Origin of the sequence: Microbacterium sp., from assembly GCF_047606385.1 — a bacterium.
Classification (GTDB): domain Bacteria; phylum Actinomycetota; class Actinomycetes; order Actinomycetales; family Microbacteriaceae; genus Microbacterium.
The window spans coordinates 31,190-57,748 of record NZ_JASGEL010000131.1 but is presented as its reverse complement, the minus strand read 5'-3'; the positions used below and the strand labels follow the sequence as shown (position 1 = coordinate 57,748).

The 26,559-nt window shown below is 69.8% G+C and carries 27 protein-coding genes; 9 read left to right on the top strand and 18 right to left on the bottom strand.

All coding sequences use genetic code 11. The annotated features are described in order from the left end of the window. Positions 1 to 6: 6 nt before the first annotated feature. Positions 7 to 1,173: an MFS transporter gene (locus QM626_RS13720; RefSeq protein WP_415077516.1), complete on the bottom strand. Its 1,167-nt coding sequence runs from the start codon at positions 1,171 to 1,173 to the stop codon at positions 7 to 9. A gap of 152 nt (positions 1,174 to 1,325) precedes the next feature. Here QM626_RS13720 and QM626_RS13715 point away from each other — a divergent pair, with 152 nt between their 5' ends. Further along, positions 1,326 to 1,964 (top strand): GntR family transcriptional regulator, encoded by a 639-nt coding sequence (locus QM626_RS13715; protein WP_415077515.1) that lies wholly within the window; start codon positions 1,326 to 1,328, stop codon positions 1,962 to 1,964. 50 nt (positions 1,965 to 2,014) lie between these two features. Here QM626_RS13715 and QM626_RS13710 read toward each other — a convergent pair whose 3' ends face one another. From QM626_RS13710 to QM626_RS13700, 3 genes are read right to left on the bottom strand one after another with little or no spacing between them, the layout of a single operon-like run. After that, positions 2,015 to 3,223, bottom strand: a complete 1,209-nt coding sequence (locus tag QM626_RS13710; RefSeq protein ID WP_415077514.1) for a CaiB/BaiF CoA transferase family protein — start codon at positions 3,221 to 3,223, stop codon at positions 2,015 to 2,017. Then, entirely contained in the window at positions 3,220 to 4,395 is a 1,176-nt protein-coding gene (locus tag QM626_RS13705; protein WP_415077513.1) for a CaiB/BaiF CoA transferase family protein, read from the bottom strand. Before QM626_RS13705 ends, QM626_RS13710 begins: the two co-directional genes overlap by 4 nt. A gap of 1 nt (position 4,396) precedes the next feature. Beyond that, positions 4,397 to 5,644 carry a MaoC family dehydratase N-terminal domain-containing protein gene (locus QM626_RS13700; RefSeq protein ID WP_415077512.1) on the bottom strand — a complete coding sequence of 416 codons (1,248 nt, stop codon included), beginning with the start codon at positions 5,642 to 5,644 and terminating at the stop codon, positions 4,397 to 4,399. 150 nt (positions 5,645 to 5,794) lie between these two features. Here QM626_RS13700 and QM626_RS13695 point away from each other — a divergent pair, with 150 nt between their 5' ends. Together QM626_RS13695 and QM626_RS13690 are read left to right on the top strand one after the other, a co-directional pair. After that, the gene (locus tag QM626_RS13695; RefSeq protein ID WP_415077511.1) at positions 5,795 to 6,658 is read left to right on the top strand and encodes a 3-hydroxyacyl-CoA dehydrogenase family protein; all 864 of its coding nucleotides are present in this window, start codon (positions 5,795 to 5,797) and stop codon (positions 6,656 to 6,658) included. Further along, positions 6,655 to 7,386 carry an enoyl-CoA hydratase/isomerase family protein gene (locus QM626_RS13690; RefSeq protein WP_415077509.1) on the top strand — a complete coding sequence of 244 codons (732 nt, stop codon included), beginning with the start codon at positions 6,655 to 6,657 and terminating at the stop codon, positions 7,384 to 7,386. Before QM626_RS13695 ends, QM626_RS13690 begins: the two co-directional genes overlap by 4 nt. 7 nt (positions 7,387 to 7,393) lie before the next feature. On the opposite strand, the gene QM626_RS13685 is transcribed toward QM626_RS13690, so the two are convergent. The 3 genes from QM626_RS13685 to QM626_RS13675 are packed head-to-tail and all read right to left on the bottom strand — an operon-like array spanning position 7,394 to position 10,445. Beyond that, complete coding sequence (locus QM626_RS13685; RefSeq protein WP_415077508.1) at positions 7,394 to 8,119, bottom strand: alpha/beta fold hydrolase; 726 nt, start codon at positions 8,117 to 8,119, stop codon at positions 7,394 to 7,396. A 50-nt stretch (positions 8,120 to 8,169) separates the two neighbouring features. Continuing rightward, positions 8,170 to 9,027: an IclR family transcriptional regulator gene (locus tag QM626_RS13680; protein ID WP_415077507.1), complete on the bottom strand. Its 858-nt coding sequence runs from the start codon at positions 9,025 to 9,027 to the stop codon at positions 8,170 to 8,172. A 50-nt stretch (positions 9,028 to 9,077) separates the two neighbouring features. Beyond that, a complete protein-coding gene (locus QM626_RS13675) occupies positions 9,078 to 10,445 on the bottom strand; it encodes an aminomethyl transferase family protein (RefSeq protein ID WP_415077506.1) in 1,368 nt (455 codons plus the stop codon). Positions 10,446 to 10,629: 184 nt separating this feature from the next. Here QM626_RS13675 and QM626_RS13670 point away from each other — a divergent pair, with 184 nt between their 5' ends. Together QM626_RS13670 and QM626_RS13665 are read left to right on the top strand one after the other, a co-directional pair. Then, entirely contained in the window at positions 10,630 to 12,303 is a 1,674-nt protein-coding gene (locus QM626_RS13670; RefSeq protein ID WP_415077505.1) for a CocE/NonD family hydrolase, read from the top strand. After that, positions 12,300 to 12,761 carry a DUF3237 domain-containing protein gene (locus QM626_RS13665; protein ID WP_415077504.1) on the top strand — a complete coding sequence of 154 codons (462 nt, stop codon included), beginning with the start codon at positions 12,300 to 12,302 and terminating at the stop codon, positions 12,759 to 12,761. The genes QM626_RS13670 and QM626_RS13665 overlap by 4 nt, the downstream gene beginning before the upstream one ends. 73 nt (positions 12,762 to 12,834) lie before the next feature. On the opposite strand, the gene QM626_RS13660 is transcribed toward QM626_RS13665, so the two are convergent. The 4 genes from QM626_RS13660 to QM626_RS13645 all read right to left on the bottom strand — a co-directional run bounded on the left by QM626_RS13660 (position 12,835) and on the right by QM626_RS13645 (position 17,575). Next, the gene (locus QM626_RS13660) at positions 12,835 to 13,962 is read right to left on the bottom strand and encodes a fatty acid desaturase family protein (protein WP_415077556.1); all 1,128 of its coding nucleotides are present in this window, start codon (positions 13,960 to 13,962) and stop codon (positions 12,835 to 12,837) included. 137 nt (positions 13,963 to 14,099) lie between these two features. Then, on the bottom strand, positions 14,100 to 14,303 hold the full coding sequence (locus QM626_RS13655; protein WP_415077555.1) for a cold-shock protein: 204 nt from the start codon (positions 14,301 to 14,303) through the stop codon (positions 14,100 to 14,102). A gap of 465 nt (positions 14,304 to 14,768) precedes the next feature. After that, entirely contained in the window at positions 14,769 to 16,289 is a 1,521-nt protein-coding gene (locus tag QM626_RS13650; RefSeq protein WP_415077503.1) for an FAD-binding oxidoreductase, read from the bottom strand. A gap of 35 nt (positions 16,290 to 16,324) precedes the next feature. Further along, a complete protein-coding gene (locus tag QM626_RS13645) occupies positions 16,325 to 17,575 on the bottom strand; it encodes an MFS transporter (RefSeq protein ID WP_415077502.1) in 1,251 nt (416 codons plus the stop codon). A gap of 188 nt (positions 17,576 to 17,763) precedes the next feature. Between QM626_RS13645 and QM626_RS13640 the strand changes: the two genes are divergently transcribed. The 3 genes from QM626_RS13640 to QM626_RS13630 all read left to right on the top strand — a co-directional run bounded on the left by QM626_RS13640 (position 17,764) and on the right by QM626_RS13630 (position 19,652). After that, positions 17,764 to 18,402 carry a TetR/AcrR family transcriptional regulator gene (locus QM626_RS13640; protein WP_415077501.1) on the top strand — a complete coding sequence of 213 codons (639 nt, stop codon included), beginning with the start codon at positions 17,764 to 17,766 and terminating at the stop codon, positions 18,400 to 18,402. Between the two features lie 68 nt (positions 18,403 to 18,470). Next, positions 18,471 to 19,400 carry a type II CAAX prenyl endopeptidase Rce1 family protein gene (locus QM626_RS13635; protein ID WP_415077500.1) on the top strand — a complete coding sequence of 310 codons (930 nt, stop codon included), beginning with the start codon at positions 18,471 to 18,473 and terminating at the stop codon, positions 19,398 to 19,400. A gap of 81 nt (positions 19,401 to 19,481) precedes the next feature. Then, complete coding sequence (locus QM626_RS13630) at positions 19,482 to 19,652, top strand: hypothetical protein (RefSeq protein WP_415077499.1); 171 nt, start codon at positions 19,482 to 19,484, stop codon at positions 19,650 to 19,652. A 47-nt stretch (positions 19,653 to 19,699) separates the two neighbouring features. Here QM626_RS13630 and QM626_RS13625 read toward each other — a convergent pair whose 3' ends face one another. The 5 genes from QM626_RS13625 to QM626_RS13605 are packed head-to-tail and all read right to left on the bottom strand — an operon-like array spanning position 19,700 to position 23,456. Next, positions 19,700 to 20,017 (bottom strand): hypothetical protein, encoded by a 318-nt coding sequence (locus tag QM626_RS13625; protein WP_415077498.1) that lies wholly within the window; start codon positions 20,015 to 20,017, stop codon positions 19,700 to 19,702. Next, positions 20,014 to 20,352, bottom strand: a complete 339-nt coding sequence (locus QM626_RS13620) for a hypothetical protein (protein ID WP_415077497.1) — start codon at positions 20,350 to 20,352, stop codon at positions 20,014 to 20,016. Before QM626_RS13620 ends, QM626_RS13625 begins: the two co-directional genes overlap by 4 nt. Further along, positions 20,352 to 21,182 (bottom strand): carbohydrate ABC transporter permease, encoded by an 831-nt coding sequence (locus tag QM626_RS13615; protein WP_415077496.1) that lies wholly within the window; start codon positions 21,180 to 21,182, stop codon positions 20,352 to 20,354. Before QM626_RS13615 ends, QM626_RS13620 begins: the two co-directional genes overlap by 1 nt. Then, the gene (locus tag QM626_RS13610; RefSeq protein ID WP_415077495.1) at positions 21,182 to 22,138 is read right to left on the bottom strand and encodes a carbohydrate ABC transporter permease; all 957 of its coding nucleotides are present in this window, start codon (positions 22,136 to 22,138) and stop codon (positions 21,182 to 21,184) included. Before QM626_RS13610 ends, QM626_RS13615 begins: the two co-directional genes overlap by 1 nt. A 19-nt stretch (positions 22,139 to 22,157) precedes the next feature. Further along, positions 22,158 to 23,456 carry an ABC transporter substrate-binding protein gene (locus tag QM626_RS13605; protein WP_415077494.1) on the bottom strand — a complete coding sequence of 433 codons (1,299 nt, stop codon included), beginning with the start codon at positions 23,454 to 23,456 and terminating at the stop codon, positions 22,158 to 22,160. A gap of 176 nt (positions 23,457 to 23,632) precedes the next feature. Between QM626_RS13605 and QM626_RS13600 the strand changes: the two genes are divergently transcribed. Beyond that, the gene (locus QM626_RS13600; RefSeq protein WP_415077493.1) at positions 23,633 to 24,577 is read left to right on the top strand and encodes a LysR family transcriptional regulator; all 945 of its coding nucleotides are present in this window, start codon (positions 23,633 to 23,635) and stop codon (positions 24,575 to 24,577) included. Positions 24,578 to 24,584: 7 nt separating this feature from the next. Here the strand turns inward: QM626_RS13600 and QM626_RS13595 are convergent, their stop codons facing one another. Continuing rightward, complete coding sequence (locus tag QM626_RS13595) at positions 24,585 to 25,094, bottom strand: nuclear transport factor 2 family protein (protein ID WP_415077492.1); 510 nt, start codon at positions 25,092 to 25,094, stop codon at positions 24,585 to 24,587. Positions 25,095 to 25,107: 13 nt separating this feature from the next. Next, the gene (locus tag QM626_RS13590) at positions 25,108 to 26,226 is read right to left on the bottom strand and encodes an FAD-dependent monooxygenase (protein ID WP_415077491.1); all 1,119 of its coding nucleotides are present in this window, start codon (positions 26,224 to 26,226) and stop codon (positions 25,108 to 25,110) included. Between the last annotated feature and the right edge of the window lie 333 nt (positions 26,227 to 26,559).

The following is a 26,559-nucleotide window of genomic DNA, read 5'->3' as shown; positions in this document are numbered from 1 at the left end:
GCCCGGTCAGCGCGGATCGCTGACCCACCCCCGCCACCACTGCAGCGCCAGGACCAGTCCCGCGACCACGACCACGACGCTCGAGACGACGAACGCCGATCCGAGCCCGGACGCGGAGGCCACCACGCCCAGCGCCGCCGCACCGAGGGCATTGCCCAGATCCATCGCCATGTAGAACGTGCTGCTGGCTCTGCCCCGGTTGCGCCGGCTCGCACCCAGGATCGCCAGGGTGTTCAGGCCGGGGGCGATCATGCCGGTGCCCAGTCCGTAGAGGAGGCCCGCCACGATCAGCTGAGGCAGGCCGGGCGCCCACACGATCACGAGCATCGCGAGGCTCACCGTCACGATCCCCGGCATCACCACCTTCAGCTGGCCGAACCGCCGACCGAGCGGCACGAGGAGCACCCGTGACACGGCGACCGCGAGACCGCTGGCGGTGAAGAAGAATCCCGCGTTCTCGATTCCGCGGGCGATCGCGTAGGCGGCGAGGAAGCTGTTGACGCTGGTGGTGCCGAACATGACGAAGAACATGACCGACGACACCCGCCACGCGTCACGCTCGACGACGCGATGCCACAGCGGAACGCGGGTCTGCCGGAGAGGATCGTCCTCGCGGACGAGGATCCGTTCTCGTCGTTCCCGGTCCACGCGTCGGGATGTCGCGGCCAGCGGGATGCGCAGCAGCAGGTTGAGCACGCCGAACGCGAACACGACGAGAAAGGCGACGGCGTACCCTGCGACCGCCCGAAGCTCCAGCGCCAGCCACGGCGCGAACATCTGCACGATCGTCTGCTCCAGCCCCAGCAGCCCGATCCCCTGCGCAAGACGCCGCTCGGGGATGATGTCCGTCGCGAGGGTCATGACGGCCGTGCCGTTCAAGCTGAATCCGAGTCCTTGGATCGCCCGCACGACCAGGAACAGCCAGAGCGGCGTGGCGAGCGGGAGAAGCCCGCTCGCCACGGTGAACGCGACCGCTCCGATCGTCATGGCGATCCAGCGTCCGCGCCGGTCGACGAGCGAGCCCGCGACGGGGCGCATGAGGACGGCGGCCCCCATGTACAGCGTCGTGGTCAGTCCGGCGTCCGCCGCTGAGAAGCCGTTGTCCATGACGTAGACCGGCACGAGCGTCATCAGCATGAACGAGCTCGCCCGCAGGCACGCGTTCGATGCCATCAGGGCGAGGAACATCGACGTGACGACCCGCTCCCGACGCGAGGATCTGCGACTCGCGCGGCCCGCGCGACCACACCCACGCCACACTGCTACCATGATCGCTAGCAATCCTGCGGGAGTAAGCTCCTGCGAGGAAGATCGAGGAGGGTCACATGGAGGAGTCGAACTCCGACGTCTACGACGCCATCCGGACGGCGATCCTGCGCGGCGACTACGCTCCCCGGCAGCGCCTGGGGGCCGCGGAGCTCGCCGAGACGTTCGGGACGAGCCGGTTCGTCGTGCGCAGCGCACTGCTTCAGCTCGTCGGGGAACGACTCGTGGAGTTCCAGCCCAACCGCGGCGCGCGCGTGCGTGAGCTGACGCTCGACGAGGCGCTCGAGATCATCGACCTCCGGGAGATCATCGAGGGCCTCATCGCCGCTCGTGCGGCGGAGCGGATCACCGACGATCAGATCACCGAGCTGCGCGGCCTCGCCGAGGCGATGGAGACCGCGATCAAGGATCTCAACATCACCGAGTACGCACGCCTCAACGACGGGCTCCATCAGCGGCTGCGCGAGATCGCCGAGCACGAGACCGCCGACCGGATGCTCGAGCAGCTGAACGCGCGCGTCGTGCGCAATCAGTTCCACATGGCCGTCGACTCCAACAGCCCCCACGTCGGGCTGCCTCAGCATCTGGCCATCATCGACGCGGTGTGCAGCCGCGACGCGGCGCGGTCGGAGCGGCTGATGCGCGATCACATCGGCGACGTGCGCGATCAGCTCGCGGCTCAGGCCAAGACGGGCTAGCCCGAGCCGGACCACAGCGAGTCGCCGTGGTCCGCGCCCCGCGGACGCCGTCAGGCGACCACGCCCGCGGCGATGAACGCGTCCAGCTCCTCCTGGGAAAGACCCACGACATCGCGCAGCACCTCCTGGTTGTGCTCGCCCAGAAGCGGAGCCGTGCGCGAGATGCGCGCCGGGGTCCGCGAGAGACGCCAGGGCGGCGCGATCGCCTTGCGTGTGCCGAGCACCGGATGCGTCACCTCGGTGATGGCCCCCTGGGCGATCAGATGCGGATCGGAGAAGATCTGCTCCGCCGTGAACGACGGCATGGCGGCGACGCCGGTGTCCTGCAGCAGCGTCATGATCTCCCGGGCGGCGCGCCCTGAGGTCCACTCCGCGAGCTTCGCGTCGATCAGCTTCTGGCCTGCCAGGCGTCCCGCCACCGTCGCGAACGAGGGCTCCGTCGCCCACGACGGCGAGCCGATGGCCGCCACGAGCGCCTGCCATTCGGCATCGGTCCGCACCGCGATCGCCACCCATTCATCCGCGCCGGCGCAGGGATACACCTGATGAGGTGCCATGTCGGCGACGTGATTGCCGTGACGGCGCGGGGAGCGGCCGTTCATCGTGAAGTCCATCATCTGGTCGCCGATCAGCTGATTCAGCGCCTCGGACGAGGACAGGTCGATGTACTGTCCCTCGCCCGTCAGATCACGGATCGCCAACGCCATGAGCATCGCGAACGCCCCGGTCGTCCCCGCGCGCGAGTCTCCGCTGCTGGTGAGCTGGTTCGGCGCCCAGTCCGGATAGCCGGTCAGATGCGCCTGGCCGGAGAAGCAGGTGAAGCAGGGGGCATATGCGGTGTAGCCGCGCAACGGCCCCGTCGCGCCGAATCCGGACAGCGACAGCATGATGATGTCGGGCTTGACCTCGGCGAGCGCGGCGTAGCCGAGCCCGAGACGGTCCATGACCCCCGGCCTCATGTTCTCCATCACGATGTCGGCCGCGGCGACGATGCGCTTGGCCAGCTCGACACCCTCGGGGGTCTTCAGGTTGAGCGTCACGGAGAGCTTGTTGAGGTTGATCTCGAAGAAGTTCGACGACGCCTCCGGATCGTCACTCGCGCCGGCGCCGTGCAGGATGCGCTGCTCGTCGATCCTCGCCCGGCTCTCGATCTTGATCACCTCTGCGCCGAGCGCGCCCAGCAGCATCGTCGCGTAGGGTCCGGCGAGGACGTGTCCGAAGTCCACGACGCGTACTCCGGACAGCGGGCCGTGGGTCATGAGAGCGCCTCCGCTTCTGTGGTGCGGAGGATCTCCGCATTGTGTTGTCCGATCAACGGGGCGCCGGCCCGCCGCTCGGCCCGGATGCCGGAGAAGATGTACGGCCAGCCCGGATGCTGCAGCGCGCCGGCGACCGGATGGTCGACGTCGATGAAGTAGCCGCGCGATCTCGTCTGCGCCGACGCGTGGAACATCGCCGCGGTCTGGGCCGGCGCGCAGGCGCTCTTCCGCGCCTGCACGGCATGGAACACCTCTTCGGCGGTGAGGGTCTTCGCCCAGTCGGCGAGACGAGCGCGCAGCTCCGCGTAGTTCTCCGAACGCGACTGCTGGGTGAGGAACTTCTCGTCGCGCCCCCATGCCGGTCGGCCCATGGCCTCGAACAGGCCGTTCCACTGGTGCTGGGACGAGAGGATGAGGATGACGTATTCGCCGTCCTTGCATTCCACGAGGGATTCGAGCAGCCGCCCCATCCCGGTGCGATCCGGGCTCTCGCCGGTGTCGAGGTACCGGCGCAGCTGCGAGCGCTCCAGATGGGTCATCGCGTGCTGCTTCGAGACCTCGACGTGCTGGCCCAGGCCCGTCCGATGACGCCAATGCAGCGCCGCCAGGGCGGCGACGGCCGCCGCGCTGCCGGCGTCGTACTCGCCGAGATACCCGGGACCGCGCACCGGCTCGCGGTCGAGGTTCGGGGACATCATCGGCAGCATGTACCCCTGGCCGCTCGCGTGATAGGTCGTGAGCGGCGCATCGGCGTAGTCGCGGTACGGGCCGTCCGAGCCGAACGGCGTGATCGACACCATGATCAGGCCCGGGTTCTTCGCGGCGAGGTGATCGTAGTCCAGGCCCAGTCCTGCGAGCTCGCCCGGGGCGCGGTCCTCGATCAGGATGTCGGCGTCGGCGACGAGCGCACGGAACCGCTCCACGCCGTCGGCGGTGCCGAGGTCGATCGTCACGCCGCGCTTGTTCGTGTTCAGGTACATGAACAGGCCGGAGCGCTCCGGGTCCTCCTCGTCGCCGAGGAACGGCGCGGTCCGGCGCGCCCGGTCGCCTTCCGGCGGCTCGACCTTCACGACGTCGGCGCCGAAATCGGCGAAGAGCCGCGCGCAGAACGGACCGGAGACGAACTCGGCCAGCTCGACGACCTTGATCGGGGCGAGGGGCGGTGTGCTCATGTCACACCCCCGGGTAGATGAACTGCGTCCGCGACGGCAGGATCACGGTGGCGTCGCAGGTCTGGTGGACCTCGTCGTTCTGGGTGGTGCATTCGACCGCCAGGTCGACGAGATGCTGGCCGTCCTCGACATAGGTCCGGGTGACCGTGCCGGTCACCGTCGTCGTGTCGCCCATCCAGGACGGGCGGCGGGTGCGGTTGCTCTGATACTTCAGGAAGCCGTCGTCGCCCATCCAGTTCTGGAGGGCCTTCTGCATGAGGGCTTCGAACTGCCCGTGGTGGCCGTAGGCGCCCGAGCGCAGCCCGGTCACGCGGGCGGCGGCATCCACGAGGTGAGCCTCGGCGCGCCACCGCGGCGCGTTCGTCTCGGGGTCGACCCAGCCGTGGTCGTCGACGTGTCCGTCGAGCATGTCCCAGTTGATGTTGAGGGCGGACTGCTGTCCCATCGCCGCCATCCACACGTGCACGTCGAGGGTCGTGAGGGGTCCTGCGACGACGGGGAAGATCTCGTCGCCGACGTGCACGTCCTCCCAGAAGCGGGTGTCGGCGCCGCGGCGACGCGTCTCCTCGTCGCGATAGGCCTGATGGATCGCGTCGAGCTCCTGCGGGGTGTAGCGATGACGCGGCCGCTCCGTGAAGGCCGCCTCGGTCTTCTGCCGGCTCTCCGCGACGATCTGCATCCTGGTCCGGTCGCGGGTCGCGACGATCTCGTTGCGCTGATTCAGGTATGTCGTGCGATACATCGCCTGGAACAGGCGGTACGGCACCGCCCGGCGAGGCTTCTTCTCGTTGACCCCCATGTCGGTGCCGAAGACGTGGAACCGGTCGCCGGGGTAGACGCTCTTGAACCAGGTCCAGGTGCTGCCGCCGGCGAGGCTGCGGCCGAAGCCGGGGGCGACGGTGCCCTGACCGGCGCCGGCCTCACCCATGCAGATCAGGATGCCGTTGGGCGCGACGACCCGTCCGTAGCGGGTGAACCTGGCGTAGTCCTCCCACCGGTACAGCGGGTTCTTGTCGCCCACGCCGTCGCAGAAGTGACGGATCAGGTCGGTGGTGACCCATTCGTTGAACATCGCGTAATGCGAGTTCGGGCCGCGCTTGGACGGACCCGACCAGGGGTTGCGGGTGTTGCCGACCTGCTCCGGATAGGCCACCTGCCCCCGAAGGGCATTGCGTGCGTCCGCCCAGCTGTCGACCTCCTGGTTGAACTCGTCGCTGAGCAGCTCGTTCCAGAGGCTCTTGTCCACCATCGATCGGCTCCTTCGCTCATGTGCGGTGCGTCTCCGCGGGACGGCCCTGCGGCTCGTCCCCGATGTGCACGAATATTGCTGAACTAGATGCTATCAGTATTGCTGCCAATCTTGATAGCCTTACCGGGATCGAGGAGCGAGGACACGGCGATGACAGATGACGAGACGATCTTTCGCGCAGCCGTCGTGGGCGGCGGGACGATGGGGGCCGGCATCGCGCACGCGATGCTCCTGGCCGGGATCGACGTGACGTTGGTCGAGCGGGACGCGCGGACCGCGGATGCCGCACGCCGGCGAGTGGGCGTCGCCGTGGACGGCAGCGTGGAACGCGGGATCGTCGCCGGTCCGGAGACGCTCCTCGTACGCCTCGACGTGACCGTCGACATCGGCCGCGCGCACGACGCGCAGATCGCGATCGAAGCGGTCCCCGAGGACCTGGAGCTGAAGATCGAGGCGCTGACCCGCCTGGCCGGTGTCATCGACGAGCGCGCGGTGATCGCCAGCAACACCAGCAGCATCTCCGTGGACGCGCTCGCCGCCGCCGTCCCGCATCCCGAGCGCGTGCTCGGGATGCACTTCTTCAACCCTGTCCCGACCAGCAAGCTCGTCGAGGTCGTCGACGGTGGCCGGACGTCGCCGGAGACGGCCGCGCGGGCACAGGACATCGTGCGACGGCTGGGCAAGACGCCGATCGTGGTGCGGGACAGTCCCGGATTCGCGAGCAGCAGGCTGGGCGTCGCCATCGGGCTCGAAGCGATCCGGATGCTCGAGGAGGACGTCGCCTCCGCCGAGGACATCGACGCCGCCATGATGCTCGGCTACGGATTCCCGATCGGCCCGCTCCGGCTCACCGACCTCGTCGGACTGGACGTCCGTCTCGGGATCGCCCGATACCTGGAGTCGCAGCTGGGCGACCGGTTCACGCCGCCGCCGCTGCTGGTCGAGATGGTCGCGGCAGGCCGCCTCGGCAAGAAGAGCGGCCGTGGCTTCTACGACTGGGCCACAGGGCGATGAGCGCCGACGCCCTGCTCGTCGAGGAGCACGATGAGCGCGTCGTCATCACGCTGAACCGACCCGAGGTGCGCAACACCATCGACGCACGCACGGTTCGCGAGCTGCACGCGGCATGCGCCGAGCTCGAGCGCCGCCCGCGCGTCGCGATCATCACCGGCGCGGATGGCGTCTTCGCTGCCGGGGCCGATATCCGCGAGCTCCGCGAACGCGGAGCGGCGGAGGCGATGGAAGGCATCAACAGCAGCGTGTTCGAGCGTGTCGCCGCACTGCCGCTTCCCACCATCGCCGCGGTGGGCGGAGCCGCCATCGGCGGAGGCGCCGAGCTCGCCTACGCGTGCGACATCCGCGTCGGGACGAACCAGGCGCGGTTCGGCAACCCGGAGGGCGGGCTCGGCATCCTGGCCGCCGCGGGCGCCACCTGGCGGCTGCCGGAGCTGATCGGGATGGCGCGCGCCAAAGAGATGCTCTTCGCCGGCCGCCAGGTGAGCGCGGAGAAGGCCCTCGACATCGGACTGCTCAGCGAGATCGCCGCCGAGGACGACCTGCTCGCCGTCGCGCACGCCTGGGCGGACCGGATGATGCGCACTCCGCCGCTGGCGCTGCGCCTGGCGAAGACGGCGCTGCGCGCACCCCGCGACGCGCACCCGGCGATCGACGATATCGCCCAGGCCGTCCTTTTCGAGACCGCCGACAAGCGGAGCCGGATGGACGCCTTCCTCGCGCGCTGACGCACCGTCAGCCGCGCACCGCGCTCTCCAGCTCCGAGGTGAAGGCCGCGACGAGCGCATTGACCTCGTCGGGCTGCTCCAGCATGGGGAAGTGACCGGCGCCCGTCAGCTCGATCAGTCGCGATCCCGGCACCGCGCCGTGGATCTCGGCCTCGTACGCCGGCGGGGCGGTCGGGTCCGCCGCTCCTCGGATGAGGAGGAGCCTCGGGCGCAGCTGCGCGATCCTGTCGCGGACGTCGAACGCGTCGATGGCCTTGGTGTCCGCCAGCTGCACCATCGGCCCGTTGCGGCGGTGATGGTCGAGCAGACGCTCGCGCAGCCCGGGCTCGACGAAGGCCATCGAGCGCCGACGTGCGTCGAGCCACCGTTCGAAGTCGTCCTCGCTGTCCAGCGCCTTCAGATGCAGCTCGTAGCTGGCGGTGCGATGCAGCTTCGGGCGCATGGCCGCGGTCATGAGCACGATGCCGGCGACCTCGTCCGGATAGTCCAGGGCGTACTCGAGCGCGATCGAGGCTCCCAGCGTGTATCCGACGAGCACGAGGTCGCGACGTGCGTCGTGCGCCCACAGCCACCCGCGCAGCCAGTCGGCGTAGCCGCGGACGTCCGCGCACAGCGTGCCCGTCGGGTGCCCCGGCAGCGTGACCGCGAGGCTGCCGGGGAAGCGGCTCGTCTGATGGACGTACGCGTCGGCGGATGCTCCCGCGCCGGCACCGGGGATGAAGACGAGCTGCATCCACGCCTCCTCCTCGATCAGCCGACAGATTGCAATCTATATTGCCAGCATTATTGCCGCCCGTCGATCTCGAGGCTCTCGAGGTACTCGAGCGAACGGCGGGATCCGCTCATCAGCGACCGGATGCCGTGACCGCGTTCGTCGACGTCCGGCCGGTAGGCGACCGCGAGATCTCTCGCGATGCCGTCCGCGGCCCGGCGGAGCAGCTCGACATAGCCGTGCGTGGCGGTCGCGTCGTTGGGCACCACGATCCCCAGGGCGGCGTGCACCCTGCCGTCGGGGCCGGCCACCGGCACGGCGATGCCGCGGGACTCGGGGTGGATGTGACCGTCGGTGACGGCGTAGCCGGCGTCCCGCACGCGACGCAGTTCTCGGCGCAGCTCGGCGCCGGTGCGGATCGTGCGGTCCGTGTACGTCCGCAGGCCACGGGCGATCACGTCGGCGACCAGCCCGCCGTCGGCGTGCGCGAGCAGCACGAGTCCGCTCGACGACGCGTGCAGGGGGATGCGGCCGCCGATCACCGTCGCGTTGAGCACGGCGTCCCGGGTCGACAGCCGATCGATGTAGAGGACGTCGCGTCCGCTGAGCACCCCGAGCTGCACGTGCTGCCGCACCCGCTCGTGCAGCGCGCTCAGCCACGGCCGCGCGATCTCGCGCAGGCCGACCGCCCCGGGGGTGCGGCTGGCGAACTCCCACAGCCGCACGCCCAGCCGGTAGCGACGGTCCGGCATCCGCTCGAGCAGGCCCTCGCGCTCCAGCTCGGCGACGAGTCGATGGGCGCTCGACCGGGCAAGCCCCGCGGCGTCGGCGATCTCGCTGAGGCTGAGGAAGGGATGCCAGGCGTCGAAGCTCTCGATCACGCGCAGATGCCGGTGGAGCACCGACTCCCCCGCCGACCCTCGCGCCACGGCATCCTCCTCGATGACGCCGTCATGCTACCCGCCCGGCGGGCGGACGCTCACGCGTTCTGGCGGTACACGGTGCGCGCGTACTCGTGGTATGGCGCCGGCGCGACGGTCGCCCTGATGCGCACCTGCCGATGCGCCGCGTCGACCTGGGGCTTCGAGGAGATCGGGTCCTCTCCCCATACGACCTCGACCTCGGCGCCGTCGGGGATGCCGACGTCGAGGGTCGCGAGCGACATGTACAGCTGGTCGAACGCGACGTAGCCGGCATCCGTCGAGATGCCCACCTGCTTCCCGTCCTGCACCACCTCGTCCATCTGGAACAGGCCGTAGCGGCTCTTGGGGAAGTCGAGGAACTTGGCCGGCGTGCCCGGCTCCAGCTGCGAGCGCACGACGGATGCCACGTCGTCGGCGTTCCAGATGAGCGTCACCTTGCGACGGCGCTGGCTCTCGGCGTGGCCGGCGAGGGCGGCGCGGCCGTGGAAGTCGTGGTCGAAGCGCACCGACTTGCCCAGGCCGATGTCGTACGGGGTCATGTAGTAGTCGTGGATGTCGGTCGAATACAGGGATCCGCCGATCGATCCGGCGCGCGCGGCCGGCAGCCATTCGCGGTACTCGGCGAGGTCGTCGTCGAAGATCGCGGGGAACGGCGTCGGCACCCAGCCCGATTCCAGCGGGGACGACGAGTACGCCTTGGCGCCGACGCGACGGATGCCGAACTCCTCGCCCGCCGCCATCAGCGCGTCCAGCACGATCTCGTTGTCGGCCCACGGCCCGTAGAACTCGAAGCCGGGCTGCCCGGCCATGCCGTGGCGCAGCGCCTTGACCGGGCGCCCCGCGATCTCGACGTCGCCGATGTGGAAGAACTTGATGTCGGGGGCAGGACCCCCGAACACCTTCGCCATGACCTCGTCGGCTTTCGGGCCCTGCAGCTCGTACCGGTAGAACGTCGGGGGGCCCTGACGCATGTGCGAGTTGCCTTCGAGCCGGCTGTGCACGTCCTCGCCCGCGGCGGCGGCCTTCTCGACGTTGAAGCGCACCCAGTCGATGAGCAGGTGATGCCCGATGAGCACCAGCCCCTCCTCGCCCTCGGCGTTGTAGAACAGGATGCCGTCGCCGATGAGATAGCCGTCCTGGTTCACCGAGATGAGCTGCTTGGCCACCCCGGCGCGGAACGTGCCGAACGTGTTGGGCGAGATGGACTCCAGCAGCGGGATGAGGTCGTCGCCCCACAGGAACAGCTGCGTCATGTGGTGCGACTGGTCCATCAGCGCGACCGTCGTGTTCCAGGCGCGCTGCTCGTCGCGCCAGTTCGTGAACTCCGGCGCGACGGGGAACGTGAACGCGGGCCAGTCCTGGTTGCGCAGCAGCTCGACCGCCCCTCCGGCACGTCGGATCGCCTCGGCGAGTGTCTCGGTCATCGTCGACCTCTCTTCTTCGGTTGCGGAAGCCCCGCCAGCGTATGCCGCCGCCGGGTCACTATCCGGAGCCGATCCCGTTGAGCGGAACTCGCCGCGCGCGGCATGATGGCGGGGGGCGAGGTGCGCCCCGAGGCCGGGGACGCCGCCGCATCGCTGGCGTCGCCAGGATCCGCGAGGAGGCGGAATGTCCACGATCAGACAGCGCATCACCCGCGCGATCGACGCGCGCACCCGCAGGGGCGTGGTGCTCGGGCCGCACGAGGTGGAGCACGTGAAGGATCTGCGCACGCCCCTGGCCGATGGCGTCGAGCTCCTCGGGGACCTGTACCGTCCGGTCGGCGCGGACGGCGCGGCGCCGACGATCCTGGTGCGCGGCCCCTACGGACGGCGGGGACTGCTGGGCGGGGCGGCCCGCGCGCTCGCATACGAGGGGTACACGGTGTTCTTCCAGAGCTGTCGGGGCACCTGGGGCTCGGGAGGCGTGTTCACCCCGCAGATCGACGAGCAGCGCGACGGCATCGAGACGGTCCGCTGGGTGCGGCAGCAGCCGTGGTTCACGGGGCGGCTCGCGATGTTCGGCGAGAGCTACATGGGCTACACGCAGTGGGCGGTCGCGGGGAGGATGCAGCGAGAGGAGCCCGAGAACGCCCCGGAGGCGCATGTGCTGCAGATCACCATGCCCGATTTCGGCGCCATCACGTGGGACAACGGCGCCTATTCGCTGCGCAACGCGCTCGGCTGGACAAGGATGATGGTGCGCATGCGCAGAGGCGGTCTCGCCCTGCTCGGCATGATGCTGCCCGACCGCAGGCTGGCCCGCGCGTTCGACGTGCTGCCGCTGAGCGCCGGCGATGTCGCCGCGACCGGCGAGAGCGTGCACTGGTACCAGGACTGGGTGGCCCACGAGAGCCTCGCCGACGAGTACTGGACCCAGCAGAGCCATACGGCATCGGTCTCCGACGTGACCGCGCCGATCCTGATGGTCACCGGCTGGTACGACATCTTCCTGCCCTGGCAGCTGCGCACGTACGCCCTGCTCGCCGCGGCCGGGCGCGCCCCGCGGCTCACCGTCGGGCCCTGGGGCCACATCTCCCCCGACAAGTCCGCGCCCGCCCACCGCGACACCCTCGCGTTCCTGGCGGACACCTTCACGGACGCCGACTCCGGGCGCGTCGCGCCGGTACGCGCCTACCAGACCGGCGCCGAGGAATGGCACGACCTCGGCTCGTGGCCGCCGGCCGGATCCCGTGCCGGCACGTGGTTCCTGCACCCGGGCGGGGGCCTGTCAGCGCAGCCCGCCGTCACCGGCACCACCGCGTACACCTACGATCCGACGGATCCGACCCCGGCGCTCGGCGGCCCGAGCCTGCAGCCCGACACCCTGCCGAAGGACAATGCGGCGTTGGAGCGGCGGGCCGACATCCGCGTCTTCCGGTCGGAGCCGCTCGACGCGCCGCTGGACGTGGCGGGCGACCCGGTCGCGCGGATCCGCATCCGCTCCTCCGCACCCTGCTTCGACGTGTTCGTGCGCATCACGGACGTGCATCCCGACGGGCGGGTCATGTCGGTGTGCGACGGCATCCGGCGCATCGGCTCGGTCGGCACGGCGGCGACGGACCCGGAGGCGGACGCCGACGGCTTCCGCGAGGTGACCGTCCCCCTGTGGCCGACGTTCCACCGGTTCGCCCGGGGCCATCGCGTGGGACTGCAGGTGAGCTCCGGGGCGCATCCGCGGTACGCCCGCAACCCGGGCACGGGCGAGGCGGCGTTCGACGCGGTCGCGACCGTCGTTGCGCATCAGGAGATCGGGCACGGCCCGGAGGGCGCCCGCATCGACCTGCCGGAGTGGCGCCGATGAGCGCGCGGGCGCCGGTGCCCTCGCTCGAGCCCGCGTTCGAGGTGACGGTCGAGCTGGGTCCGCTGGAAGACCACGGCATGACGCGGGCAGGGCACCGCCGCGTCGTGCCCATCGTGGGCGGCACGGTCGAAGGCGCGTTCGACGGCGACATCCTCCCCGGGGGCGCCGACTGGCAGATCGCGCGCGCCGACGGCGGGATCGAGATCGACGGGCGCTACTCCGCCCGCTCCGCCGACGGGTCGCTCCTCCACCTCCACGCGGTCGGTGTGCGCAGCGGGCCGCCGGACGTGCTCGAGGCGCTCCTGGACGGGGAGGACGTCGATCCCTCGCGGTACTACTTCCGCACCGTCGTCACCGTCGAGTCGGCCACGCACCCGGAGCTCGAGCGGTCGCTGTACGTGGCCTCGTGCGTCCGCGAGGCGAACCGCGTCGCCTACGTCGCTTACCGCGTCACCTGAGGTGCCGCGTCGAGCGCGGCTGACCTCGGACCCTGCTGCGGAACCGTTCCGATGGTGACGGCCTACCGCCGGCTCACACGCGGCGGTAGGCCGTCACCATCGGGCAGTCGAACGGGTCGCGCGCGGCGAGGCCCACGCGGTTGAGGTAGGCGATGACGATGCCGTAGGAGCGCCAGATGGTGGTCTCCGTGTAGGGGACGTCCAGCGTGTGGCACTGGTCCCTGACGATCTCGCGAGCCCGGTGGAGGTGCGGGCGCGGCATGCTCGGGAACAGGTGATGCTCCACCTGGTAGTTCAGGCCGCCCATGAGCCAGGTGGCCCACCATCCGCCCGACACGTTGCGGGAGGTGCGCACCTGCTTGGTGAAGAAGTCGAGCTTCGCGTCGGGCGCGATGACCGGCATCCCCTTGTGGTTCGGGGCGAACGAGGCGCCCATGTAGACGCCGAACACGGCGACCTGCACCCCGAAGAACGCGAAGGCCATTCCCAGGGGGAGGAAGACGAACACGGGGACGACGAAGATCGCGAACCGCGCGGCGAGGAGGCCGAGCTCGCTCCAACGACGCTCGGCCTTGCCACCGCCGAGCAGGTGGCGGAAGGCGAGCGCATGGAGGTTCAGCCCCTCCAGCGTCAGCAGCGGGAAGAACAGCCAGCCCTGCCGGCGGGTGATGATCCGCCGCAGGCCACGGGCGGCGGCGGCGTCCTCGTCGAGGAAGGAGATCGTGTCGATCTCGATGTCGGGGTCTTTGCCGACCCGGTTCGGGTTGGCGTGATGGCGCGTGTGCTTGCTGCCCCACCACGAGTAGCTCATCCCGACGACGCCGTTGCCGATGAGCAGCGCGAGCCGGTCGTTGGCGGGCCCGGAGGCGAGGATCTGCCGGTGCGCGGCCTCGTGCGCGAGGAAGGCCACCTGGGTGAACAGGATGCCGAGCGCTGCGGCGATCAGCAGTTGGAACCAGCTGTGCCCGAACAGGACGAAACCGGTGATGCAGCCGCCGAAGCCCAGCGCGATCGCGCCGGCGACGAGGCCGTAGAACCAGGGCGTGCGCCGCAACAGGCCGCTCTCACGCACGACCTGGGCGACGTCGGTGTACGCGCGGGTGAACGAGGGAAAGTCGCCGGTGCGGGCGTAGGTCTGCCGGACGGGACCGAGCCGGGGCTCGAGGACGGAGGCGGCGATGAGAGCACCTGCTCTTTCGATCGTGGCGGAAGCCAAAGGCGGGACCGCCGATCGCTGAGGCTCACACTACGTGCCGTCGCGGACCGTCCCACGGAATGCGTCGGGACTCGCAGGCGATGGTCAGCCGGGGTTCCACGCGACCCCGGCTGACCCGCATCTCACAGGACGCGGATGTTGGCCGCCTGCATGCCCTTCGGGCCGCGCTCGGGGTCGAACTCCACCTTCTGGTCTTCGCGCAGCTCCTTGTAGCCGTTTCCGGCGATCGCGCTGAAGTGCGCGAACAGGTCGTCGGTGCCGTCGTCAGGGGCGATGAAGCCGAAGCCCTTCTCGGAGTTGAACCATTTCACGGTGCCAGTGGCCATCGTGTCTTTCCTTCTGTTGTTCGGGCCGCCGGAGCGACGGGGGATGCCGCGCCGACGAAGACGACGCGGACGGTAGGAGCCGGGAGGCAGGGGCGACTCGACGGCCAGGCGGGCCGCCGCGGTCGAGTCGTGCAGACCGAGGTTCTCGCCCCGCGCGCCGTGGGCTTCGTAGCCCTGGGAGCATCGTGCGATGAAGCCGGCGTATTCGCCGACACGGGAGGCGACGAACACGTCGTCGGACGCCGGGCGCCACGACAGCGCCGAAGGAGAGGGCATGGAGAAGCTCACAGGGGAAGGATGCGGCGCAGATCAGCGCAGGATTCCGAACGGACGTCGTGTCTTCTGCTGCTCCACGATGAGGCAGAAGCTCGTCAGACGCGCACGTTCGGACAGGAGAAGAACAGGCTACCACGGTGGCCTGTACCACTCGGTCGAGCCGCGACCGCCGCGGCGTGCGGAGGGACCTCAGCCGCGCCCCGACGGCCACACGCCCTGCTTGCCGGGGCTGAGGATTCCGGCGGGGTCCAGGGCGTCCTTGACCGTCTGCACGGCGCGACGCAGCGCCGGATCGGCGAGGCCGGCGATGCGGTCCATGAAGGCCGGGTGCGCACGATAGGGCGAGAAGCCCTCGGCGGCGGCGGCGGCGATGAGGTCGCGGAAGAGCCGGACCACCATCTCCCGCTCCTCGGTGCTGGAGGCGTCGAACGAGACGAGGTTCAGCATGATCGCGTGCCGCCCGAACATCGTGAAGCCGCCGACGTGGTCGAGACCTTCCGCCTCGACCCGATGTCGCACGAGGTCGACAAGTCGCTGGGCGTCCGCGCCGGTGGTCGAGCAGACGACGGAGAAGTCGGTGTGGGCGGGCGTCCCTCCCCGCCAGGCGGCCATCTGGATGAGGTCGCCGGACGGGATGCCGAGCTGGGCGCGGTCGGCCGGATGCACGTCTCCCGCATCCACCGAGCCGGGATAGCGTCGCACGGTCATGGCCAGTCCGGCGCGTCCGACGGCATCGCCGATGACGCCGAGCTTCGCGTCGACGACCGCGGGGGGTCCGTACAGCCCGAACTTCGCGTTCCACCACCCGAGGCCGAGACGTTCCGCGAGCGCCAGGACGACGGCATCCGGGATCGGGCCGGGGTCGGGGTGGATGGCGGCGCGGGGCATGATGCCGCTCGCGGCGGCCAGGACGTTGCCGGCGATGACGACGCCGTCGATCGTGCGGTCGAGCATGAGCGGTCGCAGCGTGTCGACGAGGTCTCCCAGCCGACTCCGGTCCGCGGCGGAGACGGTGACCGAGGCGATCTCGTCGGGTCGTGGCAGCACCCAGACGCCGGCGCCGACCACGACGCCGAGGTTCGACTGGAACAGGAGGCCGTCCAGCGCGGGGCCGTAGCCGGGTTTATAGACGTGCGCGGTGGTGGCGCCGCCGATCGCGCCCATCCCGGTGCGCACGAGCGTGCCGTCGGGCATGACGACCTCGAGCCCGCACAGCAGCTCGGCGTGCTGGCCGTTGACCGTGTACCCGAACCCGCGCTCGAGGGCGTTGCCGATGACGCTGCCGCCGCCGAGGTCGGGCACCGAGATCATCAGCGGCACGTCCTGCTCGCGCAGGTGCTCGTAGAGCTGGAAGAAGCTGACCCCCGGCTCGACGACGACGAAGCCGCGTTCGACGTCGACCTCGAGCACGCGGTTCATGCGCTGCAGGTCGAGCACGATGCTGGCCGTGTCCCGCGGGACGGCGCCGCCGTATCCGAGGTTGCGTCCTCGTGAGACGGTCCACAGCGAGACGCCGAGGCGTCCCGCCGCGCGCACGATCGACTGCACCTCGTCGACGGACGCCGGCAGCACGGCCCCCCGCGCGGGACCGGCGTGGTTGTCGTCGAACGCGAACGGGTCCGCGTACGCGCCGATGCGCTCGTCCTCGGCACGGACCACGTTCACCTCGCCGACGATCGCGGCGAAGGCGTCCAGGGCGTTGTCGGTCATCGGCGGCATCCTCTCGTGGTCTCGGCCGGCGTCGGTCAGAGCGTCTCGCTGACCAGGGGGCGGGGCGAGCGCATCAGGACGGCGATCAGCGCGGCGATGACGAGCGCCGCGACGCCGACGATCCCGACGGCCGTGCCGAGCGAGCCGGTGGCGGCCGTGAGGGCGGCGACGATCAGCGGGCAGAGGAACTCGCCGAAGAAGATCGACGACGTCCAGGCGCCGGTCGCCCGTCCCCGCAGCTCGTACGGGAGCCCGGAGATCGCCCACGTGATGAGGGTGGGGAGCAGCAGCCCGCCGCCGAACCCGGCGATCACGGCGCCGGCCATGACGAGCGGCACGGCTCCGGCGACCATGATCACCACGTATCCGATGCCGGCGAGGGCCAGCGATGCGGCCAGCAGCACGCGGGCGCCGAGCGCCGTGACCCAGTGGAACAGGAACGAGCCGATCGCGGTCGCGAGCGACGAGATCGCCGCGAGGCCGCCCAGGGTCGCGGTGGAGGTCACGCCGTGCGCGGCCAGGACGTAGGAGAGCTCGACGATGAGCGTGTAGAAGATCACCCCGGCGGCGGTCGACACGACGATCGGCAGGATCAGCGGACGCCACCGCATGGGCGCCAGCTTCTCGGCGTTGCGTTCCCGCCCGTCGTCGGTCTGGCGGATGGGCCAGATGACCACGATCACGCCCAGTGCGATGACGGCGCTCACCGTGTACAGCCAGAACGGCGCGCGCCATCCCGAGGCGCCGAGCAGTCCGCCGAGGGCGAGGAAGATCGTCGCCGCACCCGTGGTGACGACGGCCTGCATCCCGAGGTAGCGGACCCGGCGGCCGCCGAGGAAGTAGTCGGCGATGGATGCCGTGCAGCAGGTCATGATGAAGGCCTCGGCGATCCCGACCAGAGCACGAGAGGCGAGGATGCCGGCCAACGTGTCCAGCCACAGCGGAGCGGTGCCGACGACGGCGTAGCCGAGCAGCGCGACGATCAGCACGCGCTTGCGGCCCAGCTTGTCGACCAGTCGACCGGCGACCGGCGCGAGGAGCGCGATGAACAGCGCCGGGAGAGTGAGCGTCAACGGCACCAGCGCCTCCGCCCCGGGCACGTCGGCGAACTCTTCGGACATCGCCGGCAGGACGGGCGCCAGCAGCACGGCGCCGAGGACGGACAGGCAGCTCCCCGCCAGCAGCAGCGCCAGCTCGGCGAAGCCGGCGGGGCGGCCGGTCCTCGGGTTGACTCGGGCATCGTTGACGACGTGGCCGGGACCGCCGTCGAGCGTCGTGTTCGTCATTGAGCTCTCCTGTGCGACTCTGCAAGGTTTTCGGGTGCGCATCGACGCCGGGAGCGAGGAATGCGAGTGCATACTCACATATTTTTCTTCCCGAGGTCAAGCATCGCCGCCGCTGTCAGGAACGGTCCGCGAAAAATGCGAGCGTTAGATCACATATATCTCGCCTCGGCCCGGGGTAGTCTCGATGCATGACGTCAGCGGCAACCGGGCGGCCGCGCGCACAGCAGGATCGCAGCCGGCGCACGGAGCAGCAGATCCTCGACGCGGCGCTCACCGTGCTCAGCGAGTCCGGCGCCGACGGGCTCACGACCGGCAGCGTGAGCCGTGCCGCCGGCGTGTCGGTCGGCAGCATCTACCGCCGGTTCGGCGACAAGGAGCAGCTCCTGCTGGCGACCCAGGCGGAGCTGCTCCGTCTGGTGGAGGACCAGATGGTGGATGCCGCGATGGCGATGACGCCGGAGGTCGCCGCCGATCCGCGCGCGACCGTGACGCACATGACCACGGCGATGGGCCGCGGCTTCCAGCTCAACGCGGACGCTCTGCACGCGATCATGCTCGTCGGGCTCCAGAACCCCGCCGTCTACGAAGCCGGCCATCACACCAGCGTCCGCGCCGGACGGCTCTTCGCCCTGTCCATGCTGCGGCACCGCGAATCGATCCGGCAGCCCGACCCCGAGGCCGCCGTCGACTTCGCCTACCGCCTCATCCACGCGGCCTGCTCGCACCGCGTGCTCGAAGGAGAGGCCCTCGAGTCCGACCTCCCCCGCACCTGGGACCAGATGCTCGCCGAGCTCGCGAAGGCGAACGTCGCCTACCTCCTGGGCTGAGGACCCGGCGCTCCGGGTCCTCGACGCGTCAGCCGGCGGCGCGCGCCCGCGTCGATATGATCGCTCCGATGGGGGCTCGAGCGATGCGCGGGACCGCCGAGCGCGAGTTCGCCGGCGCGATGGTGAGCGCGCGGCGGCCCACCGGCATCCTGCTCGGGACGATCGTCGCGATCGCGCTGACCGCGCTGCTGTTCCAGCTCGGACCGCTCATCCGTTTCCTGATCCCCGCCGACGTGCTGGCCGCGGCCGGCGTCGCGGGCGTGGCGCCGGCCTTCCTCAGCACGTGGCTGCTGCTGTGGCTGTGGCTGCGGTTGAAGGAGCGGCGCCCGTTCGCGACCATCGGGTTCGCCGTCCGCCCCTCCGGCGCCCGGATCGCGCTGCGGGTGCTGCGGGGCGTCGGCATCGCCCTGGCTCAGTTCGCGGTGTACCTCGCGGTCGGCTTCGCCGCCGGCGCGCTGACCTTCGGCGAGGCGCCGACGGGCGGCATCCTGAATCTGCCGGCACTGGGATGGGTCGCGGTCGCGCTGGTCGCCTTCGCGGTGCAGAGCGGGGCGGAGGAGATCATCGCCCGCGGCTACCTCGTGCAGGTCTGGTACCCGAAGACCGGGATCGTCGGGGCGCTCGTCGTCTCGGCCGTGTACTTCACGACGGCGCATTCGTTCTCGGACGAGTTCATCCTGCTGCCGATCGTCGACATGACGCTGTACTCGGTGCTGGCCGTGTTCTGGGCGCTCACCGAGCGCGGACTGTGGGGCATCATCGCCTACCACGCCACGTGGAACTGGGTGCAGGGCAGTCTGTTCGGCGTCGCGGTCTCGGGGACGGAGCCGCCCGACTCCCTGCTCGCCGTCTACACGGCTCCGGATGCCGCCGACGCGCTCACCGGCGGCGACTACGGTGCCGAGGGCAGCATCGTCGACATCGCCGTGCTGCTGGTGCTCATCGCGGGTGCCATCGTCGCCTGGCGCCGTACGGCTTCTGCCGGCCGGACGTCCTGAGGCCGGTCCGCGTCAAGCCCGTATCCGCACGGCCGCGCCGTGCCTAGCGTGGGGCTCATCTCACCGTGAAAGGAGACGACCATGTCCACAGGCGGATTCCCCCCTCCGATCCCGCTCGGCGACGACGACACCGAGAACCCCGCGATCCGTGAGGAGGACGGCGAAGAGGTGCTCGACGAGGACGTGAACGACGACCTCGTCGACAGCGCCGAGGCCGACCGCATCGCGGCCGAGCGCGAGAACCCGGAGTAGGCCGACGGCGCCGGTTCCGGACGGGAGTCGACCGGAGCCGGCTCCGGTCAGACCGCGTCGGCAGCGGGAGCCGCGAAGGCATGCACCTCGAATGTCCCCGCCTTCCGATGCGGGTGCGTCGCGAGCAGCCACTCGAGTTCCGCCGGCGACGCCGTCTCGAGAATCGAGAAGCCGCTGACGCGGTCGGGCTCTGCGGGCCGGTCCAACGGGAAGGTCGGAGCACCGATGTCGACGACGGCTCGCCCGGCATCGCGGATCCAGGTTCCCCAGGCGGCCTTGCCCTCGGCCTCCGATGCCGGGTCGGGATTATTCATCGGGTCGGGCGCATCGAGTGGGAGACGGTAGAGCACGAGATATCTGGTCACGACTGGTCCTTTCGGAACTCGTCCGTCACGGCGACGAACATGAAGGGTGCAGGCCGGTTCGGACCGGTCCCACCGGGCTGATCCGGCAGCGGCGTGCCGGCCCGGGGCCCGGGGAAGTCCGCGTCGACTTCGAACACGTTGAGGTGCCGATAGCGGGGTGTGTGCGACCGTTCCCCCATCGCCTCTTCGAAGGCGGCGTCGGCGCGGAAGGCCTGCGCCGAGATGATCCCGGGCAGCATCGACATGACCTCGATGTGCTCCGCGTTCCAGGTCGCATATTCCTCTTCATGTCCCGGCGCGTCCTCCGAGAGCACGATCAACAGCTTCTTGCGCATCAGCCCTTCACTCCTCCGGAATAGCCCCGCATGAACTGCTTCTGCGCGAAGACATAGAACGCGAGAATCGGCACCATGGAGAGGATCACGATCGCGAACACCTTGTTCCACTCGGTCACCGAGCCGCCGACGAAGTTGTACAGCGTCACGGGCAGCGTCTGCGCCTTGCTTCCGGTCAGGAACAGCAGCGAGGTGAAGAAGTCGTTCCAGACGATGAGCCCGGTGAGGATCGCGACCGTTCCGGTCGCAGGCCCCATCAGCGGCAGCACGACGCGGAAGAACGTCTGCGTCGGTGATGCGCCGTCGATCGCCGCGGCCTCCTCGTACTCGGTACCGAGCGATCGGAAGAAGCCGGCGTAGAGGAACACGGCGAAGGGCATCAACATGCCGATCCACACGATCGCGACGCCCCAGACCGTTCCGGTCAGGTGCAAGGACTTCGCGCCGATATAGAGCGGGAGGGTACCCAGCTGCGTCGGCAGCAGGATGGCGATCAGCACGAGATAGAACGTCACCCGGCTCCAGGCCCGCGTGCTGCGGGCGATCACGTACGCACACAGCGAACCGAGCACAACGAGCCCGATTATCGCGCTCGCTGTGACCAGGATGCTGTTGAGCACCGAGAGCGCCACATTGTTCTTCGTGTCGGTGAGCACAGCCACGAACGACGAGAAGTCGAGTGCGGTCGGCACCGCCGCGCTCGTCGTGTACAGCTGTTCGGTCGGCTTGAGAGCAGTGACGATGAGGATCCAGAACGGGAAGAGCGCGAGCGCCGTGATGACCCACAGGATGGTCTCGCGGACCGCGGTGGCCGTGGTGTATCGGAACATCACATGCCCCTCGCCCGCTCGCGCCCGGCAGCCTGCTGCGCGACGGCGAAGACCAGGATGATCAGGGTCAGCACCAGAGCGATCGCGGCCCCGTAACCGAAGCTGTTGTTGACGAACGCCTGCTTCCACACCTGCGTCGCCATCGTCTCGGTCGCGCCCGCCGGACCTCCGCCGGTGAGCGCGATGATCTGATCGAAGGTGCGCAGCCCCTGGATGGTGGTCAGGGTCAAAGCGATCACGATCGACGAGCGGACACTCGGCACGATCACCCGCCAGAATCGCGTCCACGCCCCTGCCCCGTCGAGAGCGGCGGCCTCCTCGATCTCCTCCGGCACGCCGGCGAGGCCGGCGATGTAGATCACCATCGCGATGCCGCTCGCCTGCCACAGCATCACGAACAGCACGACCCACAGCGACCACGTGGGATCGGCCAGCCAGGTGCGTTGCCAATCGGAGAGCCCGAGGCCGGCGAGCAGACCGTTGAGCGGTCCGTCGTACTCGAAGATGAACCGCCACAGGTACGAGACGGCGAGCGGGCTGAGGATGACGGGCATGAACAGCAGCGCGCGCAGCACCAACCGAGACCGCACCGTGCGGTTCAGCGCCAGGGCGAGGCTCATGCCGACGACATTCGTCCCCACCACGAAACCGGCCGCCAGCAGCAGCGTGTTCACCAGCGCGGTGATCATCTTCGGGTCTTTGAAGATGCGGGCGAAGTTGTCGAATCCGACGATGTCGAAGGAACCGAGGCCCTTCCAATCCGTGAACGCGTAGAACGCGCCCGTAGCGGTGGACAGATAGACCGCGCCGACCATCAAGACGATCGCGGGCAGCGCCCACCACCAGTGCCCGAAGTGGATCAGCCGTTTGGGCTCCGACTCGGCACCGGCATCGCGCGGTCGCCGTCCGCGGCTTCCCCGCGGCGCCGTGAGGAGCCTCTCGGTCGCTGTGCTCACAAGGATTTCCTTCCGCGACCTACTGGTCCCAGGCCGCGTCCATGGCGGCGAGGGCGGAGGCGGTGTCGCCCTGACCCGTCATGATCGCGGTGAGACCGTCCCCCATCGCGGAGTAGACGGCGGGGTTGGTCCAGTCGCTGCTGGGCAGGTACGTGTAGTCGCCCGCGACGAGCTGGGTGGCCACCGCCGCGTAGGCGGTCGGGATCGTTGCGGCGTCGGCCAGGTCGGCGACCGGGATCGATCCCTCGTAGGAGGCGAAGGCGGCGGCGTTCTCGGGCTCGGCGAGCCAGTCGAGGAACTTCTGCGCCGCGGCCTGCGCGCTCGGGTCGGCGGCGGCGTTGATGCCGAAGCCGGCACCCGGCTGGGCGATCAGCTTCGCGTCGCCGTCGTCGGTCGCGGGCCATGCCTGGACGCTCAGCGGAAGAGTGGCTCCGGCCTGCGCATTGAGCTGCGCGATCAGCAAGGAGGGCAGCGCGACCGTCTGCGTCGCTCCGCCCAGGAGGCCGCCGACGAGGTCGGTGAATCCGGCACCGGCGGCTCCGGGCTGGAAGCAGTTCGCCGTCACCATCTCAGTCAGTGCGTCGAAGGTCGCCTTCCACCCGTCGCTGTCCGCGAAGGTGACCTCGCCGTTCTCCCGCTTCTGATTCCAGTCGGGATCGGCGGCGTAGACATAGTTCGCCGCGACCTCGGCGACGACCACGGCGGTGCTGGATGCGGTGCTGCCGGCGACGGCGTTGAAGGCCGGCGCCTGGTTCGTCGCCGCGCAGGACGCGAGGAGATCGGAGGTGTCGGCCGGGAAGGCGCGCCCCGTGACGGTGACGGTGCCGTCGTTGGTGATGAGCCCGTAGACGACCGTTCCGGTGGGCTGCGCGTAGACGGTGCCGTCGGCGCCTTCGAACAGGCTCTGCGTCTGCGGTGTCATCGAGGCCTCGTAGGCGTCGCCTTCCAGCGGCGTGAGCATGCCGGCATCCACGAGCGGCCCCACGGAGGTCGGGAAGAGGTTGCCGCCGGTGACGGTGATCAGGTCGGCGGCGGAACCGCCCTGCAGCTGCGTCTTGACGGTGCTGTCGTAGGAGTCCGCCGGCACGTCGGTGACGTCGATGTGGATGCCGGTCGCAGCCTCGTAGTCCGCCGCGATCAAGTCCTGCGCCGTCGAGCCGGCACCGGAGGTGGGCGCGACCAGCGTGAAGCTGGACGCCGGGGTGACGTCGTCGTCGGAGCTGCCGCCGCCCGAGCATCCGGCGAGCAGGACGAGCGCGGCTCCGGTGGCCGCGATCGCGAGCAGCGGCCGCGAACGGTGGGTGATGTGCTGTGTCATCGGGGTCCTCACTGACTTCCTTGTCTGGATGGGCGCAGCCTGCGATGGCTGGCCGTTCATTGCTACCCGGCGGATCGGGTCGGACCCCCGAGGTGATACGCGGAAGCAATACCGGTCATCCATGACGGGCATGAGCCCGAGAGCCGGGTCGGGATGCCGGGCGGCAGAATGGCGACGTGAACCTCAGCGGTCTCGACCTCAACCTCATGCTGGCGCTGGACGCCCTCCTCCGAGAGGAGAACGTCACCCGGGCGGCCGAGCGGTTGAACCTCGCGCAGCCCACCGTGTCGCGTTCACTGGCCCGGTTGCGCGCCCACTTCGACGACGAGCTCCTGATCCGCATCGGCAACGACATGGAGCTGAGCCCGCTCGCCGTCCGGCTACGCCCCCTCGTGGCCGAGGCACTGGACTCGGCGAAGCACGTCTTCGCCGCGCATCTCGAGTTCGATCCGTCCACGTCTCAGCGGCGGTTCGCGATCGCCACCTCCGACTATGGCCTGGGCGCCCTCGGCGCCCAGTGGAGCACGATGATCTCCCGCCAGGCGCCGAACGTGCGCGTCGCCTTCCGGACGCTCCCGCCGGAGGAGTTGACGCCCTACGAGGTGCGCACGCGCGACATCGACGGCGCCATCGCACCGCATGGATACTTCCCCGACGAGATGCCCCACCTCGACGTGCTTCGGGATCGCTGGGTGATCATCGCCGACGAGTCCAACGACAGCATCGGATCGAGACCGACCATCCGGCAGCTCAGCGACCTGGCGTGGGTGACGCCGTTCGAGGCCGCCGGCATCCCTCCGGCGCAGATGCAGCGCAACGAGTGGGCCTCCATCGCGACCCGGATCGCCGTCGTCGTCGATCACTTCTCCGAGATGCCGCTGTGCGTGCGCGGGACGAAGCGCGTCGCGCTGATCCAGGAGCGGCTCTTCCGCGCCCTGGACGCACGGCACGGCCTCAAGGTCATGAGTCCGCCGTTCGCGATGGACCCGATCGTGCTGTCGTTCTGGTGGCATCCCACCCACAACACCGATCGCGAGCATCGGTGGATGCGCGCGCAGTTCGACTACTTCCGCGAGCAGGCTCTGGTCCGGCCTGCCGAGCGCGCGCGTCCTGCCTTGTGACCGCTGGCTAGCGCCGGTACTGCGGTGGTGTCCAGCGCCCCACCTGGAGCGCCTTGCCGAGCTCCTCGCCCTCCCAGCCGTATCCGATCACGCTCCGCACGATCCACCAGCGCTTGTCGCGACGCTCATAGGCATCCGTGTTGTGCGCGACCGACAGGAGCTCGGGCCGCTTCTTCGCCTCGTTGTAGGCGATCGTCTTCACGTAGTACTCGCCGGTCGCGGTGTCGCCGTCGACGCGGATGAGCACGTTGCTCACCTCGTGCAGCATCTTCGCCCACGTCGTGCGGCCTTCGGCGTAGTCGGGGTTGAAACGAGCCTTGTCGCCTTCGACCTTCGTGAGGATCTCGCTCAGGTCGTGCGAGAGGACGCGATCGCCGATCCCGACGGTCGCGTCCGGCGCGAAGATCTCGCGGTAGATCGCAGGCTCGGTGGTGTCGCGCCCCTTCGCGTAGAGAACGATGAGATCGTGGAGGGCGGCGCGGTCGGCCGCTTCGATCAGCCGGGCTTCGATGTCCATGCCTCCTCCCTCGTCAGTACGGTTCGGCCAGGCGGCGGACGGCGTCGGACATCAGGCGGCCGTCCGCGGGCAGGTTCTCCTGCTCCCGTCGGGAGAGTGCGACGCTCGTCTCGACGACCGTGCGCACGCGATCCCAGCGGCGGGTGAAGAACGACTCGTACGCCTCCTCCAGCGTGGCTGCCGACGCGATCTCCTGGGCGAGCACCACGCCGTCCTCGAGCGCCATCGCGCCGCCTTGACCCATGTGGGCGGTGGTGGCGTGCGCGGCATCCCCGATCAGCAGGATTCGTCCACGCGACCACTTCTCGAGCAGGATCCAGTCGAACGGGCGCGGAATGATCTCGTCGTCCGGCTTCAGGCGCGAACGCAGCTCGACGATGGCGGGCGCGGTGTACTCGGACATGACGTCCCTCAGCAGTTCATATGCCTCCTGCTGCGACAGCCGGGCGCGTGGCATGTTCAGCACGAAGGGCACGTAGATCTTCTCGGGATAGGGCTGCCAGTAGAACGCCATCCGGCCGCGCTCGCCCTGCACGTACCATCCCTCGGGCGACAGCGCCGGTCCGTCCGTCAGCCACCGAACGCTCATCTGCCCCGCGTAGGCGGGCAGCGGCGCGTCGGGGAAGATCAGCCCCCGCACCGTCGAATAGGCGCCGTCGGCCCCGATCACGAAGTCGTATGTGCGTCGCTCGCCCGTGCCGAGGGTCACCTCGACCGCGTCGCCGGTGTCGACCAGTCCCTCGATCGTGACGCCGGTGGCGAGCGTGGCGCCGACCTCTCGCGCTCGTCTGACGAGGCTCGCGGCCAACGCCGGGCGGAAGGCGCCGATGGGCTCCGGGGCATCGCCGATCGGCGGCGGAGGCGGCGGCGCGCTCACGAGCATGCCGGCCGTGTCGTAGAGGTCGGGTGCGGCCAGGCCGATCTCGCCCTGCGCGGCGACCTCGTCGTAGACGCCTAGATCGGCCAGCGCGTTGGGCGCGCGGCCGGCGATGCCGATCCCGGCGCCCACCGCCCCGAAAGCTGCGTTCAGCTCCAGCACATCGACGTGCACGCCGACCTGCTCCAGAGCGATCGCCGCGGAGAGCCCCGCGATGCCGCCACCCACAATGAGTCCGTTGGACACAGACGCCATCACTTCACTCCCTTGTCGATGTCACCGCGGAGCCGTTCGCCCCAGCAGCGGTCGGACGCGTCTGCTGCGACGTGCCCTGACATTGATATCGACCGGCGCGGCGCGGCGCCGTGCGGGATGCGCAATCCGGATGGCCGCCATCGAGCATCTCGATGGGCGCCACGGTGGCATCGTCGGATGGCAGAACCACTCGATGAGGTGGATGCCGCCGGACGAACTGGCGGAGTCCGGGCCGAGAGGCGGTGCACAACTCAGGCAGGTCGCGCCTACCCGGATCCCCGGCCCGCGGAATGCCGCCCGCGTCAGACGCTGCCGCATCGATCGCGCCTGAGT

Excerpts from the sequence above, each read along its gene's own strand:
- QM626_RS13720 (WP_415077516.1), bottom strand. The coding sequence starts at position 1,173 with ATGGCATCGAACGCGTGCCTGCGGGCGAGCTCGTTCATGCTGATGACG.
- QM626_RS13715 (WP_415077515.1), top strand. The coding sequence starts at position 1,326 with ATGGAGGAGTCGAACTCCGACGTCTACGACGCCATCCGGACGGCGATC.
- QM626_RS13710 (WP_415077514.1), bottom strand. The coding sequence starts at position 3,223 with ATGACCCACGGCCCGCTGTCCGGAGTACGCGTCGTGGACTTCGGACAC.
- QM626_RS13705 (WP_415077513.1), bottom strand. The coding sequence starts at position 4,395 with ATGAGCACACCGCCCCTCGCCCCGATCAAGGTCGTCGAGCTGGCCGAG.
- QM626_RS13700 (WP_415077512.1), bottom strand. The coding sequence starts at position 5,644 with ATGGTGGACAAGAGCCTCTGGAACGAGCTGCTCAGCGACGAGTTCAAC.
- QM626_RS13695 (WP_415077511.1), top strand. The coding sequence starts at position 5,795 with ATGACAGATGACGAGACGATCTTTCGCGCAGCCGTCGTGGGCGGCGGG.
- QM626_RS13690 (WP_415077509.1), top strand. The coding sequence starts at position 6,655 with ATGAGCGCCGACGCCCTGCTCGTCGAGGAGCACGATGAGCGCGTCGTC.
- QM626_RS13685 (WP_415077508.1), bottom strand. The coding sequence starts at position 8,119 with ATGCAGCTCGTCTTCATCCCCGGTGCCGGCGCGGGAGCATCCGCCGAC.
- QM626_RS13675 (WP_415077506.1), bottom strand. The coding sequence starts at position 10,445 with ATGACCGAGACACTCGCCGAGGCGATCCGACGTGCCGGAGGGGCGGTC.
- QM626_RS13670 (WP_415077505.1), top strand. The coding sequence starts at position 10,630 with ATGTCCACGATCAGACAGCGCATCACCCGCGCGATCGACGCGCGCACC.
- QM626_RS13665 (WP_415077504.1), top strand. The coding sequence starts at position 12,300 with ATGAGCGCGCGGGCGCCGGTGCCCTCGCTCGAGCCCGCGTTCGAGGTG.
- QM626_RS13655 (WP_415077555.1), bottom strand. The coding sequence starts at position 14,303 with ATGGCCACTGGCACCGTGAAATGGTTCAACTCCGAGAAGGGCTTCGGC.
- QM626_RS13650 (WP_415077503.1), bottom strand. The coding sequence starts at position 16,289 with ATGACCGACAACGCCCTGGACGCCTTCGCCGCGATCGTCGGCGAGGTG.
- QM626_RS13645 (WP_415077502.1), bottom strand. The coding sequence starts at position 17,575 with ATGACGAACACGACGCTCGACGGCGGTCCCGGCCACGTCGTCAACGAT.
- QM626_RS13640 (WP_415077501.1), top strand. The coding sequence starts at position 17,764 with ATGACGTCAGCGGCAACCGGGCGGCCGCGCGCACAGCAGGATCGCAGC.
- QM626_RS13635 (WP_415077500.1), top strand. The coding sequence starts at position 18,471 with ATGGGGGCTCGAGCGATGCGCGGGACCGCCGAGCGCGAGTTCGCCGGC.
- QM626_RS13630 (WP_415077499.1), top strand. The coding sequence starts at position 19,482 with ATGTCCACAGGCGGATTCCCCCCTCCGATCCCGCTCGGCGACGACGAC.
- QM626_RS13620 (WP_415077497.1), bottom strand. The coding sequence starts at position 20,352 with ATGCGCAAGAAGCTGTTGATCGTGCTCTCGGAGGACGCGCCGGGACAT.
- QM626_RS13615 (WP_415077496.1), bottom strand. The coding sequence starts at position 21,182 with ATGTTCCGATACACCACGGCCACCGCGGTCCGCGAGACCATCCTGTGG.
- QM626_RS13605 (WP_415077494.1), bottom strand. The coding sequence starts at position 23,456 with ATGACACAGCACATCACCCACCGTTCGCGGCCGCTGCTCGCGATCGCG.
- QM626_RS13595 (WP_415077492.1), bottom strand. The coding sequence starts at position 25,094 with ATGGACATCGAAGCCCGGCTGATCGAAGCGGCCGACCGCGCCGCCCTC.
- QM626_RS13590 (WP_415077491.1), bottom strand. The coding sequence starts at position 26,226 with ATGGCGTCTGTGTCCAACGGACTCATTGTGGGTGGCGGCATCGCGGGG.